Genomic DNA, 14,622 nt, shown 5'->3' on the forward strand with positions numbered 1-14,622 from the left:
GGTGGGGGCGGGCCACGGGGGAGCCCACCGGCTCTACGTGCGCCGCCGCTCACCGGTGCACGCCCTGCCCGCGCACTGCAAGCTCGTCGCCGTGCTGTGCTTCGTCCTGGCGGTGGTCTCCACTCCGCGCGAGGCCGTCCCCGTCTTCGGCGGGTACGCGCTGCTGCTCACCGCCGTCACCGCCGTCGCCCGGGTGCCGGCCGAGGTGGTGCTGGGCAGGCTGCTGATCGAGGTGCCCTTCGTGGCCTTCGCCCTGCTGATGCCGTTCGTGGCCGAGGGGGCTCGGGTGGACGTCCTCGGGCTGTCCCTCAGCGAGTCCGGCCTGTGGGGCGCCTGGAACATCCTCGCCAAGGGCACCCTCGGCGTCGCCGCGTCCGTCCTGCTGGCCGCCACCACCGATCTGCGGTCCCTGCTGCTGGGGCTGCAGCGGCTGCGGCTGCCGCCGCTGCTCGTCCAGATCGCGTCGTTCATGATCCGCTACGGGGACGTCATCACGGACGAGATGCGGCGCATGCGCGTCGCCCGCGAGTCCCGCGGCTTCACCGCGCGCGGCCCCCGCCACTGGGGGGTGCTGGCGAGGACCGCCGGGGCGCTGTTCATCCGCTCCTACGAGCGCGGGGAACGGGTGCACCTGGCGATGCTCAGCCGGGGGTACGCGGGCGTCATGCCCGTGATCGACGAGGTGACCGCCACCCGGGCCCAGTGGGCCCGGGCCGCCGCCCTGCCGCTGGCCGCCCTCGCGGTCCGCCTGACCGGATGGACCCTGCCATGACTCCCCCTCCTTCCCTTGAGGTGTACGGGCTGGCCTTCGCCTACCCGGACGGCCACCAGGCCCTCTTCGGCGTCGACCTCACCGTCGCCCGCGGCGAGCGCGTCGCCCTCCTCGGCCCCAACGGCGCGGGCAAGACCACGCTCGTCCTGCACCTCAACGGCATCCTCGGCGGCGGCATGGGCAGCGTGAAGGTCGGCGGGCTGCCGGTGGAGAAGCGGCACCTCGCCGAGATCCGCCGCCGCGTCGGCATCGTCTTCCAGGACCCCGACGACCAGCTGTTCATGCCCACCGTCCGCGAGGACGTCGCCTTCGGCCCGGCCGCGGCGGGCCTGCGCGGACCCCGTCTGGCGGCGCGCGTGGCCCGGGCGCTGGAGCAGGTGGGCATGGCGGCCTTCGCGGACCGGCCCCCGCACCACCTCTCCTTCGGGCAGCGGCGGCGGGTGGCGGTGGCGACCGTCCTCGCCATGGAGCCCGAGATCCTCGTGCTGGACGAGCCCTCCTCCAACCTCGACCCGGCCTCGCGCCGCGAGCTCGCCGACATCCTCCGCTCCCTCGGCGTCACCGTGCTGATGGTCACCCACGACCTGCCGTACGCGCTGGAGCTGTGCCCGCGCGCGGTCGTGCTCGGCGACGGCGTCATCACCGCCGACGGCCCCACCGGGGAGCTGCTGGCCGACGAGGAGCTGATGCGCGCGCACCGCCTGGAGCTGCCGTTCGGCTTCGACCCGCGCTCGGTGCCGCTCCCGCGGGGATAGCGTGTACGGAACCGACGGTTCCGGGGGAGGTCCCAGGCCGCCTCCGGGGCACCCGGTCTCCGCGCACCGCTGGTCGCGTTGCACCATGGTGGATGGATTTGTAGCGATCGGCACAGTGGGAGCAGGGGAACAACAGTGGTGGACGTCCAGGGCACGGTGGCGGACGGTTTCGAACCGGTCCGGGACGCCTTCGCGGAGAACTTCGCCCGGCGCGGGGAACGCGGCGGCGCCGTCGCCGTCTACCGCGACGGGCACAAGGTCGTCGACCTGTGGGGCGGCGCCCGGCACGCCGACGGCGACCCGGCCCCCTGGACGCGGGACACCGCGCAGGTCGTCCGGTCCGCCACCAAGGGCGTCGCCGCCTCCGTCCTGCTCCTGCTGCACCAGCGCGGACAGGTCGACCTGGACGCGCCCGTCGGCACGTACTGGCCCGAGTTCAAGGCGAACGGCAAGGAGCGCGTCCTCGTCCGCCACCTGCTCTCGCACCGGGCCGGGCTGCCCGTCCTCGACACGCCCCTGTCCCCCGCCGAGGCCGTCGACGGGGTCAGCGGCCCCGCCGCCGTCGCCGCCCAGGCCCCCGCCTGGGACCCGGGCACGGCCCACGGCTACCACGCCCAGACCTACAGCTGGCTGCTGACGGAGCTGGTCCGGCGCATCACCGGGCGCACCATCGGCGACTGGGTCGCGGAGGAGATAGCCCGGCCTCTCGGCGCGGACCTGTGGATCGGTCTCCCGGACGCCGAGCGGGACCGCGTCGGCCGCATCGCCGACATCGAGCCGCCCGCCGGGGCCGCCGCCCAGGGCCTGCGGCTGCGGCCGAAGAAGTCCGTCTCGGACGCCTACGCCGACCCCGGCTCCCTCACCCGCCGGGCGTTCGCCGCGATCTCTCCCCCGGCCGACGAGAACGACCCGGCCTACCGGGCCGCCCAGCTGCCCGCGTCCGCCGGCATCGCCACGGCGGACGGCCTGGCGCGCTTCTACGCCTCGCTGACCGGCGCGGTGGACGGCGGCCGGCGCCTCTTCGCGCCCGCGACCCTCACCCTGGCCCGCACGGAGGAGTCCGCGGGCCCGGACCGCGTCCTGGTGGTGAACACCCGCTTCGGCCTCGGCTTCATGCTCCACGGCCCGGCCTCGCCCCTGCTGGCCCCCGGCTCGTTCGGCCACCCCGGGCGCGGCGGCTCGCTGGCCTTCGGCGACCCGGAGTCGGGCATCGCCTTCGGGTACGTCACCAACGGCATGCAGAAGAACGTCACCGCGGACCCGCGGGCGCAGGCGCTGGTCCGCGCGGTTGCCAGGTCGCTGGCCGGGTAGTGCTTGCCGCATGGCACGGTTCGAGGGCTACGCGGTTCTTGTCACGGGCGCCGGCCGGGGCATCGGCGAGGCCACGGCGCGGCGGCTCGCCTCCGAGGGCGCCCGGGTGCTCGTCACCGATCTGGACGGCGAACGGGCGGAGGGGACGGCCGCGGGCCTGCGCGCCTCGGGTCTGACCGCGGAGGCCGCGGCGTGCGACGTCGGCGACCGGGCGGCGGTCGAGGCGGCGGTGGCCACGGCCGTGGCCCGCTTCGGCCGGCTGGACGTGCTGGTCAACAACGCCCTCTCCTGCCACCCGGACGCCCCCTTGATCGAGGACCAGCCGGACGACACCTGGCTGCGGGACCTCGACGTCACCCTCACCGGCGCCTTCCGCTGCGTGCGGGCGGCGATGCCGCACCTGGCCGCCGCCGGCGGGCGCGGCGCGATCGTCAACATCGGCTCGGTCAACGGCGAGCAGGACTTCGGCAACCACGCGTACAGCGCCGCGAAGGCGGGCCTGGCGAGCCTGACGCGCACCCTGGCGGGCCACTGCGCCCCGCGCGGCGTCCGCGTCAACCTCGTCGCGCCCGGCACGGTCGACACCCCCAACTGGGCCGGCCGCCCGGAGGTCCTGGAGCGGGCCGCACCGCTGTACCCGCTGGGCCGGGTGGGCCGCCCGGAGGACGTCGCGGCGGCGGTGGCCTTCCTGGCCTCCGCGGACGCGTCGTGGATCACCGGGGTGACGCTGCCGGTGGACGGCGGGATCCTCAGCGGCAACGTGGGGTGGCGGCGGGCGGTGACGGAGAGCGGGGCGGACCGGGGCTGAGCATCAGGGCGACGCAGGCCGGCTTGAGCATCGGGGCGGCGCGGGCCGTCAACGAAAGGCGCGCCCGGGCCCGAGCCGTCAGCGCCCGCTCAGGGCCGTGCCGACCAGCGCCAGCACCTCCTCGTCGGACAGCCCCAGCGCCCGGGCCTCGGCGACCAGCTCCCGCACCCGCCCGACGAGGTCGGCGCGGGACGGCCCGGCGCCGCCGGCGACCACGGCTCCCCGGCCGCGGCGCAGCTCGATCAGCCCCTCGTCGCGGAGCTGCTGGTAGCCGCGCAGCACCGTGTGCATGTTGACGCCGAGGGACTTCGCGACCTCGCGCGCGGGCGGCAGGCGTTCGCCGGCGCGTACCGAGCCGTCGGCGAGGGCGCCGCGCACGGACCCGGCGATCTGTTCGGCCAGCGGGACGGGCGAGGAGGGATCGGCACGGAACAGCACGTCAGCCTCCGGCGGTGCGTTCGCGGTCGGCCAGGGTGTTGAGCAGCGCGGCGGCCGTGCCCGCGTCGTCGACGGTGACGACGAACTCGCTGCCGGTCGCCAGGCGCGCCGCTATCGCCGGACCGGAGCGCAGCACGACGCCGCTCGCCCCCGGGCGGACGCGATACCCCCAGCCGCCGAAGTCGCGCAGGGCGCGGACGTCGCGGTGGGTGACCTCGGTGATCCGCTCCAGCGGGACGTTGAGGCGCGGCCACGGCAGGAGGACGGGGGCGACGGTGATGCCGCGCCGGTCGGCGGTCACGCGGGCGCCGGTCAGCAGGGTCAGGAGCGCGCCGGTCACCAGGGGCAGGACGGCGGTGGCCCAGCCGGACATGACGCCGGTGACCACACCGATGCCGAGGACGCCCAGGCCGGTGGCGGGCAGGGCCCGGGATCCGGCGACGCGCGTCCAGGCGGCGCTCTCGGTGTCGGCGAGGTCGAGCCGTTCGGCATGACCGGGGAGCGCTTCGGCGGCTTCGGCCACCGGGCTCTTCCCGCAGACCGGCCAGCCCACGGCCGCGTAGAGCACCCCGGCGCCGAAGCCGGCGGCCGCCTGGAGGCCGGGGAGGGTCACGTGGGCGGCGTCGGCCGCGCCGGCGTTGGCCAGGAGCAGGGCTGTGATGATCCATCCCATGACGACGGCGGCTCCGCCGACGAGCACGGCGAGGACGCGCTGGGCGTCGGGGTTGTTCCGCGCCCAGTGGGTGACGAGCCCGAACAGCACCCCGCCGCCGAGCAGCAGGCCGAGCGAGACGGCGAGGAAGGAGCCGTGCCCGCTGAACCCGTCGGCGGTCCCGCCGGGCCCGATGTGCGCGGCGAGCGGATCGGGCAGCCGGTCCCGCACGGAGAGGTAGACCAGGAGCACGGTGAGGGCGGCGAGGGGGTAGGGGAGGGCGGCTACGAGGGTGCGGCGCGGGGTGAGGAGGGGGGTCGGGGCGTGCGGGTCACGGGACATGGAACACCTCCAGTTGTTTGCATCGTAATAGAACAACTGGAGGTGAAGTCCAGCACTGCTTCGCCTCAGAGGCGGAACTCAGCCTTGGCGCGCACCACCTAGCGGACGCGGGCGGTCAGCTCCCGGCCACCACCGGACGGCGCGGCGACGTCTCATCCGGCTGACCGTCGGGGACCGACCGTCGGGCCCCTCGCGTGATCAGCCGCCACCCGCCCGGAAGCCCCCCGCGGAAGCGGATCAGGTGTCCACCGTCACGTCACCCGCCCCGCCCCCGTCCGGGATGATGGACGCATGCGGATCATGTTCGTCGGCGACTCGATGACGATCGGTAGCGCCGGTGACCACACGTGGCGCTACCGCATGTGGCAACACCTCAACGCCTCCTACGGCGGGCCCTACAGAATCGTCGGGCCGCGCACCGAGCTCTACGAGCCGGGCGCCGGCGCCCCCGTCTCGCTCGACTACGCCGACCCCGGGTTCCCCGAGCGGGCCCGCGCGCACCTCGCCGGGTGGGGCGAGGGGTGGCTGCACATGGCGCCGCTGGCCGAGGACGCCGTCCGGGCCGGGAAGGCCGACACGCTGCTGATCTCGCTCGGCCTCATCGACCTCGGCTTCTACACCAACGCCGAGCAGACCGCCGGGAACGTCCACGCCTTCCTCGCCGCTGCCCGCGCGGCCAATCCGCGGGTGCGGGCGGTGCTGATGCCGGTCATCCCCAACATCCGGGCGTTCACCGACCCCGACTTCGCCGGCGAGTGCACGCGGTTCAACGAACTGCTGGCCAAGGCCGTGGCCGACCTCGACCGGCCCGGCTCGCCGCTGCTGCTGGCCTCCCAGCCTGCGGGCTGGGACATCGACCGCGACACCTACGACGGCACCCACCCCAACGCCGCCGGCGAGCACCGCATCGCGGCCTCGTTCGCCGACGCGATGCACCAGGCGTGGGACGTGGGCGGCCCGTACGCCCTGCCCCGGCTCTGACGCGCCGGGCCGCACCCTTGCTTCGGGCGGCCCGGGGGCGTTGGCTAGGGCGGCATGGAGTACACGCAGCTCGGACGCACGGGCCTCAGGGTCAGCCGGATCGTACTGGGGACGATGAACTTCGGGCCCCGCACGGACGAGGCCGACAGCCACACCATCATGGACGCCGCTCTCGCCGAGGGCGTCAACTTCTTCGACACCGCCAACGTCTACGGCCAGAGCGCGGGCAAGGGCCGCACCGAGGAGATCATCGGGGCGTGGTTCGCCCGGGGCGGCGGGCGGCGCGAGAAGGTCGTCCTCGCCACCAAGGTCTTCGGCGGCCTGCACGCGGACGGCGAGCCGTGGCCCAACCACGACCGCCTGTCCGCCGCCAACATCCGCCGCTCGGTGGACGCCAGCCTCCAGCGGCTGCGGACCGACCACATCGACGTGTACCAGTTCCACCACGTGGACCGGGCGACGCCGTGGGACGAGATCTGGCAGGCCGTCGACGTCCTCGTCCAGCAGGGCAAGATCCTCTACGCGGGCTCCTCCAACCACGCCGGCTGGCACATCGCCCAGGCCAACGAGGCCGCGCGCCGGCGCCGCTCGCTGGGGCTGGTGAGCGAGCAGTGCCTGTACAACCTGGCGGAGCGGCGCGCCGAGATGGAGGTCATCCCGGCCGCCGAGGCGTACGGGCTCGGGGTCATCCCCTGGGGGCCACTGCACGGCGGGCTGCTGGGCGGGGCGATCCGCCGGGAGCGGGAGGGCGGCGGCGGCCGGTCGGCGGACGCGCTGGCGAGCTCCTCGGTGCGCGAGCAGGTGCAGGCGTACGAGGACCTGCTCGACAAGCACGGGATGGCGCCCGGTGAGGTGGCGCTGGCCTGGCTGCTGACCCGGCCGGGGGTGACGGGGCCGATCGTGGGGCCGCGGACGGCCGGGCAGCTCGCGTCGGCGCTGCGCGCCGTCGAGCTGAAGCTGCCGGAGGACCTGCTGGCCGAGCTGGACGTGATCTTCCCCGGCCCGGGGCCGTCTCCGGAGGCGTTCGCCTGGTAGGCGCACCACCGCGGCGGAGCGGCGTCACTTCACCGCCGACACCACGGCGACGACGACGAGCATCACGGCGAGCACACCGGTCATGATCCGGTTCCTGGTCTTGGGGTCCACCCGTCGAGCGTAACCGCCCGAGTGGACTGCTCAGTGCCCCAGCCCCCACTCGGCGACCGTCTCGTAGCGGGGCCGCTCGCCGGGGACCCCGGAGGCGGGCAGTTTGCTGCGGACGAGCGCCAGCCGCTCCACGGTCCACGGCGCGCCCGAGAAACCGGCGAGGTGCTCCTCGTACGGGCGCAGGGGGACGGGGTCCGTGGCGCGGGCGAGGGTGAGGTGGGCGCGGAAGGGGTGCTTGCCGTCGGCCTCGACCCCGGCGCGGCGGGCCCCGGCCGCGGCGGAGCGGGCGAGGTCGCGCAGGGCCGTCCGGTCGCCGTCGGCGCCGATCCACAGGACGCGGTCGTCGAAGCGGCCGGCGCCGGCGAACCGCAGCTCGTGCGGCGGGTGCCGGTGCGCGGCGCGGGCCAGGCGCTCGGTGAGGGCGGGCAGCAGGGCCTCGTCGACCTCGCCGAGGAAGGCGAGGGTGAAGTGCCAGTCGGCGGGCGCGGTCCAGCGGAGCCGGCCGGCGCCCGGGAGGGAGCGCAGGGGGCCGACCGCCGAGGAGAGTTCGGCGACGGCGTCGGGCGGGGGCAGTACGGCGGCGAACAGACGCATGGGGTCAGTCTCGCGCGGATCGGCCCTGCCGTGCCCCGGCCGGCGGGAGGGCCGCCGGCCGGGGAGGGGTGCGGTTCACGCCGCGACGGTCACGGTGTTCTCCTGGTTCTCCCGCGGCACCGGCCGCCGGGGGACGAACGCCACGTGGGTGCGGCCCCGCCGCAGGTCGACCTTGAGCCGCAGCCCGCCGACGCGGGCCAGGACGAAGCCGACGGTGAGGGCCGCCAGCAGGGAGACGGCACCGCCCGCGAGGAAGCCGGTCCGCGCGCCGTAGACGTCGGTGACGTAGCCGACGAGGGGTGCGCCCAGCGGGGTGCCGCCCATGAAGACCATCATGAACAGGCTCATCACCCGGCCCCGCATCGCGGGGTCGGTGGCGAGCTGGAGGCTGGAGTTGGCGGTGACGTTGACCGTCAGGCCGACCATGCCGATCGGCACCAGCAGCGCCGCGAAGACCCAGAACTGGGGCGAGAGCGCGGCGGTGATCTCCAGCAGGCCGAAGGCCACGGCCGCCCCGACGAGCACGCGCAGCCGGGAGGTGCCGCGCCGGGCGGCGAGCAGCGCGCCCACCAGGGAGCCGGCCGCCATGAGGGTGTTGAGCAGGCCGTAGGTGCCGGCGCCGGCGTGGAAGACGTCGTTGACGAAGGCGGTCAGCCAGATGGGGAAGTTGAAGCCGAAGGTGCCGATGAAGCCGACGAGGACGATGGGCCAGAACAGGTCGGGGCGCCCGGCCACGTAGCGCAGGCCCTCGCGGAGCTGGCCCTTGCCGCGCGGCGCGCGCTCGGCCTTGTGGAGCTCGGCCGTGCGCATCAGCAGCAGGGCGGCGATGGGCGCGGCGAAGGACAGGCCGTTGAGGAGGAACGCCCAGCCGCTGCCGACGGCGGTGATCAGCACACCGGCGACGGCGGGGCCGACGAGGCGGGCGGACTGGAAGTTCGCGGAGTTCAGGCTGACGGCGTTGCGCAGGTCGTCCGGGCCGACCATCTCGGCGACGAACGCCTGGCGGACGGGGTTGTCGACGACCGTGACGAGGCCGAGGGCGAAGGCGATGAGGTAGACGTGCCAGACCTGGACGTGGCCGGAGAGGGTGAGGGCGGCGAGGGCGAGCCCGGTGACGGCCATCGCGGCCTGGGTGAACAGCAGCAGGCGCCGCTTGGGGTAGCGGTCGGCGATGACGCCGCCGTAGAGCCCGAGGAGCAGCATGGGCAGGAATTGCAGGGCCGTGGTGATGCCGACGGCGGCGGAGGAGCCGGTGATGCTGAGGACCAGCCAGTCCTGGGCGATGCGCTGCATCCACGTGCCGGTGTTGGAGACCACCTGGCCGGTGGCGAACAGCCGGTAGTTGCGGACCCGGAGCGAGCTGAAGGTGCCGCCCTTGGGCCGGGTCAGGGCGGTGGTGCGGGTGTCGTCGTCGGGGGTTTTCGGTGCGGGTGCGGAGTGTGCTCCGGGTCCCGTACTCAAAGTGGGTTCGCCTCCTCCTTGTGCCGTTCTTACAGGTGCGCGAGCTTCTCCAGGACGGGCGCGGCGGCGCGCAGCGTCGCCCAGTCGTCCTCGTCGAGCTGACCGACCAGTTCGGTGAGCCAGACGTTGCGCTTGCGCCGGCTCTCTTCGAGCATGGCCTCGGCCCGCTCCGTCTGGGTGACCACCTTCTGGCGGCGGTCCTCGGGGTGCGGCTCCAGCCGGACCAGGCCCTTGGCTTCGAGCAGGGCGACGATGCGGGTCATCGACGGGGGCTGCACGTGTTCCTTGCGGGCGAGCTCGCCGGGGGTGGCGGAGCCGCAGCCGGCGAGGGTGCCCAGCACCGACATCTCGGTGGGGCTGAGCGACTCGTCGACCCTCTGGTGCTTGAGCCGACGCGACAGACGCATGACACCGGAGCGCAGGGAGTTCACCGCGGCGGTGTCGACTTCAGAGCCAGGGTCCGACATGTTCCTTAGGTTAACTCATTACCCGGGCTAAATAAAGCGGAATAAAAAGGGGCGGCCGGGCCTTCGCCCGGCCGCCCCGCCGCGCCCCTCGGGGCACCGGCTGCTTCAGATCAGCACCCGCTACTTCACGCCCAGCACCTGCTCGATCGGGTCGAGGAGGAAGTAGACGAGGAAGCAGAGCCCGACCACGTTCAGCAGCCAGGGGATCTCCCGGGCCCGCCGGTCGGCGATGCGCAGCAGGATGAAGGCGAGGACGCCGAGGCCGATGCCGTTGGTGATCGAGTAGGTGAACGGCATCGAGATGATCGTCAGGAACGCCGGGACCGCGATGGTGAAGTCGCTCCAGTCGATCTCCTTGACGTTGGCCGCCATGATCAGGAAGCCGACGACGAGCAGCGCGGGGGTGGCGGCCTGCGAGGGGACGACGGTGGCCAGCGGGGTGAAGACCAGGGCCAGCAGGAACAGCCCGCCCGTCATCAGGTTCGCCAGGCCCGTGCGGGCGCCCTCGCCGACACCGGCCGTGGACTCCACGAAGCAGGTGTTGGCGGAGGCGGAGCCGAGGCCGCCCGCGGCGACGGCGACGCCGTCGACCATCAGGATCTTGCCCATGTTGGGCAGCTGGCCGTTCTCGTCCGTCAGCCCGGCCTCCTCGCCGACGCCGATGATCGTGCCCATCGCGTCGAAGAAGCCGGACAGCAGCACGGTGAAGACGAAGAGGCAGCCGGTCAGCAGGCCGACCTCGTGGAAGCCGCCGAAGAGGCTGATGTCACCGACGAGACCGAAGTCGGGGGCGCCGACGATGCTGTCCGGGACCTCGGGGATGCTCAGGCCCCACTGGGCGTCGGGGATGTCCGCGAGGGTGTTGATGACGATCGCGACGAAGGTCATCACGACGATGCCGATGAGGATCGCGCCCCGGGTCCGGCGGACGACCAGGATGAAGGTGAGCGCCAGGCCGATCGCGAAGACCAGCACCGGCCAGCCGTGCAGCTGGCCGCCCTGGCCGAGGCCGAGCGGCACGGTGGTGTGCGCGGCGTCGGGGTTGCGGGTGACGAAGCCGGAGTCCACCAGGCCGATCAGCGAGATGAACAGGCCGATGCCGATGGCGATGGCGCGCCGCAGCCCGCCGGGGATGGCGTCCATGACGCGCTGCCGCAGACCGGAGGCGACCAGGAGCATCAGCACCAGGCCGGCCAGGACGACCATGCCCATGGCGTCGGGCCAGCTCATCTTGGGGGCGAGCTGGAGCGAGACGACGGCGTTGATGCCGAGGCCGGCGGCGCAGGCGATCGGGACGTTGCCGATGGCGCCCATGAGGACGGTGCTGAGCCCGGCCATCAGCGCGGTGGCGGTGACCAGCTGGGCGTTGTCGAGCTGGTGCCCGAACTTGTCCTGACCGGCCCCGAGGATGATCGGGTTCAGTACGACGATGTACGCCATCGCAAAGAAGGTGGCCAGGCCACCGCGCAGCTCACGGGTGATCGACGAGCCCCGCTCGGTGATCCGGAAGTACCGGTCGAGGGGGCCCGCGGGCGGCGGCGTGGGGGACGGCGGCTGGGCGTCGACCGGGGAGGTGGCCGAGGAGGGCATACGGGACCTCAGTCGTACGGGCCTGGGGGGAGGCGAGGTGAGGAAAAACAGAAAATAAAAGATCTTGATTGGATGATCAAACAAAACCAGCCAGTCAGATCCGGTCCGATTCAGTATGAATAACCAAGCCCCGAATTGCTATCTCCGCGCGTAGACCCCTATGGGGCATGACCTCCGCCGCGGCGGGGCCGGACCTACGGACTACCCTTGCGCCATGACGAAGTGGACACCCAGACACGAGGCGCCCGAGCCCCTGGAGGGCAATGTCGTCGCCACCATCACCGGCGGCACCGCCCTGTGGTTCGTCCTCTTCCTCGTCCAGCTCCCCTTCTACGGCTGGTACGACGACCACGGGCACCTGTGGTGGCTGTGGACCTGCCTGGCCGGCGGCGGCCTGGGCCTGATCGGCGTCTGGTACGTCCGTGGCCGGGAGGCCGCCCTCCGGCGCCACGCCGCGGCACGGGAGAGCGCCGTTCCGGCCGGTTCGGAAGGTGAACCGGGCTGACCGCCCGTACCGTCGGACTCATGAGCGATCCGGCGCAGACCGCTACCGAGGAAGCCGCCCTGCCGGGCCCGCACCCCGGCCTGACCGTGGCCGAGGTCGCCGAGCGCGTCTCGCGGGGCGAGGTCAACGACGTACCCGTCCGCTCCTCCCGCTCCACCGCGGAGATCGTCCGGGCCAACGTCTTCACCCGCTTCAACGCCATCATCGGCGTCCTCTTCCTGATCATCCTCGTCGTCGGCCCGATCCAGGACGGCCTCTTCGGCTTCGTGATCGTCGCCAACACCGCGATCGGCATCGTCCAGGAACTGCGGGCCAAGAAGACCCTCGACTCCCTCGCCGTCATCGGCGAGTCCAAACCCACCGTCCGCCGCGACGGAGTGCCCACGCCCCTGCCCACCGGCGAGATCGTCCTCGGTGACCTCATCGAGCTCGGGCCCGGCGACAAGTGCGTCGTCGACGGCGAGGTCCTGGAGGCCGACGGGCTGGAGATCGACGAGTCGCTGCTCACCGGCGAGGCCGACCCCGTCCTGAAGCAGCCCGGCGACAAGGTGATGTCCGGCTCGTTCGTCGTCGCCGGGGGCGGGGCCTTCACCGCCACCAAGGTCGGCCGCGAGGCTTACGCCGCCCAGCTCGCCGAGGAGGCGTCCCGCTTCACGCTCGTCCACTCCGAGCTGCGCACCGGCATCAGCCAGATCCTCAAGTACGTGACGTGGATGATGGTCCCCACCGCCGTCGGCCTGATCATCAGCCAGCTGGTCGTCGAGAAGGACGACTGGAAGGAAGCGGTCCGGCGGATGGTCGCCGGCATCGTTCCCATGGTCCCCGAGGGCCTGGTGCTGCTCACCTCCGTGGCTTTCGCCATCGGCGTCATCCGCCTGGGCCGCAAGCAGTGCCTGGTGCAGGAGCTGCCCGCGATCGAGGGCCTGGCGCGCGTCGACGTCGTCTGCCTGGACAAGACCGGCACCCTCACCGAGGGCGGCATGGACGTCACCGCGCTGCGCGTCCTGCCCGGCTCCGGCACCGACGAGCCCTTCGTGCGCCAGGTGCTCGGCGCGCTCGGCGCGTCCGACCCCCGCCCCAACGCCAGCCTCCAGGCCATCATCGACGCCCACCCCGCGAGCCCCCACTGGCGCTGCACCGCGGCGCTGCCCTTTTCCTCCGCCCGCAAGTACAGCGGCGCCGCGCTGGAGGGCCCCGACGGCGAGAGCGGCACCTGGCTGCTCGGCGCCCCCGACGTGCTGCTGCCCGCCGGCGACGCGGTGCTCACCGAGATCGAGGACCTCAACGCCCAGGGGCTGCGCGTCCTCCTCCTGGCCCGCGCCGGGCACGCTCTCGACGACCCGCACGTCACCGACGGCGCCCGCCCCACCGCCCTGATCGTCCTCGAACAGCGGCTGCGCCCCGACGCCGGCGACACCCTGCGCTACTTCGCCGACCAGCAGGTCTCCGCCAAGGTCATCTCCGGTGACAACGCCGTCTCCGTCGGCGCTGTCGCCGCCAAGCTCGGCCTGCCCGGCGCCCAGGAGCCGGTGGACGCGCGCCGGCTGCCGGCGGAACGGGAGGAGATGGCCCGCGTCCTGGAGGACGGCTCGGTCTTCGGCCGCGTCACCCCGCAGCAGAAGCGGGACATGGTCGCGGCCCTGCAGTCCCGCGGGCACACCGTCGCCATGACCGGCGACGGCGTCAACGACGTCCTGGCCCTCAAGGACGCCGACATCGGCGTCGCCATGGGCTCCGGCTCCGAGGCGACCCGGGCCGTCGCCCAGATCGTGCTCCTGAACAACAGCTTCGCCACCCTGCCGTCGGTCGTGGCCGAGGGCCGCCGCGTCATCGGCAACATCACCCGCGTGGCGACGCTCTTCCTCACCAAGACCGTCTACTCCGTGCTGCTGGCGGTCCTCGTCGTCTGCGCGCAGGTCCCCTACCCGTTCCTGCCGCGCCACCTGACGCTCCTGTCGACCCTGACGATCGGCGTGCCGGCGTTCTTCCTGGCCCTGGCCCCCAACAAGGAACGCGCCAAGCCGCACTTCGTCCGGCGCGTGATGCGCTACTCCGTCCCGGCCGGCCTCATCGCGGGCGGGGCGACCTTCGCCGCGTACCTGCTGGCCCGCCACCACTACAGCGGGCCCGGCGCGCTGGACGCGGAGACCAGCGCGGCGACGCTGACCCTGTTCCTGATCTCCATGTGGGTCCTCGCGATCATCGCGCGGCCCTACACCTGGTGGCGGATCGTGCTGGTCGCGGCAATGGGCGCGGGCTTTGTGATCGTCCTGCTGACGCCGTGGCTACAGCGCTTCTTCGCCCTGAAGCTCGTGGGCACGACCCTGCCGTGGGCCGCCGTGGGCATCGCGGCGCTGGCGTCCCTGGTGCTGGAGCTGACGTGGCGCTGGGTGGGGCGCCGCTTCCCCGCCTGACGTCGGTCAGGCCTTGGCCTTCTCGTCCTCCAGGAACTCCCTCAGCTGCTCCCGCAGCTCCGGGGTGGGCTGGTGCCGGTGGACGGACACGGCGTGCTCGGTGGCGGCGTCGAGAACCTCGTCCTCCTCGCCGGTGATGGTGAGGGTGCAGTTCGTTTCGCTGGGGAACCTGCGGCAGTCCGCGACTTTCCTGGTCATGACGGCCTCCTCCCTTCCAGGGTAGGTCGGGGTACGTCGGTGGGTACGGTGCCGTTTCCGCTGCGCGGGGCGTTGCTGGGTGTGGCGCCGCTGCCCCTGCGGGGGGCGTGTCCGCTGCGCGGGGCTGTTCAGGTGCGGTGTCGGGCCTGCGCGGGTGGGGTGTTCGGGGCTGCTTCGCTTTACGCCCC

At 73.3% G+C, this 14,622-nt stretch carries 15 protein-coding genes; 8 read left to right on the forward strand and 7 right to left on the reverse strand.

Annotation, left to right across the window (positions count from 1 at the left end; translation table 11 throughout):
* The first annotated feature begins 1 nt into the window (after position 1).
* From cbiQ to ABZ951_RS27800, 4 genes are all read left to right on the forward strand, one after another.
* On the forward strand, positions 2 to 772 hold the full coding sequence (cbiQ, locus tag ABZ951_RS27785) for a cobalt ECF transporter T component CbiQ (protein ID WP_344086326.1): 771 nt from the start codon (positions 2 to 4) through the stop codon (positions 770 to 772).
* The gene (locus ABZ951_RS27790; protein WP_344086329.1) at positions 769 to 1,527 is read left to right on the forward strand and encodes an ABC transporter ATP-binding protein; all 759 of its coding nucleotides are present in this window, start codon (positions 769 to 771) and stop codon (positions 1,525 to 1,527) included. The genes cbiQ and ABZ951_RS27790 overlap by 4 nt, the downstream gene beginning before the upstream one ends.
* A gap of 135 nt (positions 1,528 to 1,662) precedes the next feature.
* On the forward strand, positions 1,663 to 2,838 hold the full coding sequence (locus ABZ951_RS27795) for a serine hydrolase domain-containing protein (RefSeq protein WP_344086332.1): 1,176 nt from the start codon (positions 1,663 to 1,665) through the stop codon (positions 2,836 to 2,838).
* A gap of 10 nt (positions 2,839 to 2,848) precedes the next feature.
* Positions 2,849 to 3,646: an SDR family NAD(P)-dependent oxidoreductase gene (locus tag ABZ951_RS27800; RefSeq protein ID WP_344086335.1), complete on the forward strand. Its 798-nt coding sequence runs from the start codon at positions 2,849 to 2,851 to the stop codon at positions 3,644 to 3,646.
* Between the two features lie 78 nt (positions 3,647 to 3,724).
* Here ABZ951_RS27800 and ABZ951_RS27805 read toward each other — a convergent pair whose 3' ends face one another.
* Positions 3,725 to 4,084: a GntR family transcriptional regulator gene (locus ABZ951_RS27805; protein WP_344086338.1), complete on the reverse strand. Its 360-nt coding sequence runs from the start codon at positions 4,082 to 4,084 to the stop codon at positions 3,725 to 3,727.
* Position 4,085: 1 nt separating this feature from the next.
* Complete coding sequence (locus ABZ951_RS27810) at positions 4,086 to 5,078, reverse strand: DUF1648 domain-containing protein (protein ID WP_344086341.1); 993 nt, start codon at positions 5,076 to 5,078, stop codon at positions 4,086 to 4,088.
* A 291-nt stretch (positions 5,079 to 5,369) separates the two neighbouring features.
* On the opposite strand from ABZ951_RS27810, the gene ABZ951_RS27815 reads away from it, so the two are divergent.
* Together ABZ951_RS27815 and ABZ951_RS27820 are read left to right on the forward strand one after the other, a co-directional pair.
* A complete protein-coding gene (locus ABZ951_RS27815) occupies positions 5,370 to 6,059 on the forward strand; it encodes a GDSL-type esterase/lipase family protein (protein WP_344086344.1) in 690 nt (229 codons plus the stop codon).
* 54 nt (positions 6,060 to 6,113) lie between these two features.
* Positions 6,114 to 7,094 (forward strand): aldo/keto reductase, encoded by a 981-nt coding sequence (locus ABZ951_RS27820; RefSeq protein ID WP_344086347.1) that lies wholly within the window; start codon positions 6,114 to 6,116, stop codon positions 7,092 to 7,094.
* Positions 7,095 to 7,235: 141 nt separating this feature from the next.
* Here ABZ951_RS27820 and thpR read toward each other — a convergent pair whose 3' ends face one another.
* The 4 genes from thpR to ABZ951_RS27840 form a co-directional block, all read right to left on the reverse strand.
* Positions 7,236 to 7,799, reverse strand: a complete 564-nt coding sequence (gene thpR, locus ABZ951_RS27825; protein WP_344086350.1) for an RNA 2',3'-cyclic phosphodiesterase — start codon at positions 7,797 to 7,799, stop codon at positions 7,236 to 7,238.
* Between the two features lie 75 nt (positions 7,800 to 7,874).
* Complete coding sequence (locus ABZ951_RS27830) at positions 7,875 to 9,260, reverse strand: MFS transporter (RefSeq protein WP_344086353.1); 1,386 nt, start codon at positions 9,258 to 9,260, stop codon at positions 7,875 to 7,877.
* A 29-nt stretch (positions 9,261 to 9,289) separates the two neighbouring features.
* Entirely contained in the window at positions 9,290 to 9,727 is a 438-nt protein-coding gene (locus tag ABZ951_RS27835) for a MarR family transcriptional regulator (RefSeq protein WP_344086356.1), read from the reverse strand.
* A gap of 120 nt (positions 9,728 to 9,847) precedes the next feature.
* Positions 9,848 to 11,317 (reverse strand): NCS2 family permease, encoded by a 1,470-nt coding sequence (locus tag ABZ951_RS27840; protein WP_344086359.1) that lies wholly within the window; start codon positions 11,315 to 11,317, stop codon positions 9,848 to 9,850.
* Positions 11,318 to 11,531: 214 nt separating this feature from the next.
* On the opposite strand from ABZ951_RS27840, the gene ABZ951_RS27845 reads away from it, so the two are divergent.
* The gene (locus ABZ951_RS27845; protein ID WP_344086362.1) at positions 11,532 to 11,822 is read left to right on the forward strand and encodes a DUF2530 domain-containing protein; all 291 of its coding nucleotides are present in this window, start codon (positions 11,532 to 11,534) and stop codon (positions 11,820 to 11,822) included.
* A gap of 20 nt (positions 11,823 to 11,842) precedes the next feature.
* Positions 11,843 to 14,236 (forward strand): cation-translocating P-type ATPase, encoded by a 2,394-nt coding sequence (locus tag ABZ951_RS27850; RefSeq protein WP_344086365.1) that lies wholly within the window; start codon positions 11,843 to 11,845, stop codon positions 14,234 to 14,236.
* 6 nt (positions 14,237 to 14,242) lie between these two features.
* Here the strand turns inward: ABZ951_RS27850 and ABZ951_RS27855 are convergent, their stop codons facing one another.
* Positions 14,243 to 14,434 carry a DUF1059 domain-containing protein gene (locus ABZ951_RS27855; protein ID WP_344086368.1) on the reverse strand — a complete coding sequence of 64 codons (192 nt, stop codon included), beginning with the start codon at positions 14,432 to 14,434 and terminating at the stop codon, positions 14,243 to 14,245.
* Positions 14,435 to 14,622: the final 188 nt, after the last annotated feature.

Source organism: Streptomyces sp. NPDC046215, from assembly GCF_040646215.1.
In the GTDB taxonomy this organism is placed as follows: domain Bacteria; phylum Actinomycetota; class Actinomycetes; order Streptomycetales; family Streptomycetaceae; genus Streptomyces; species Streptomyces stramineus.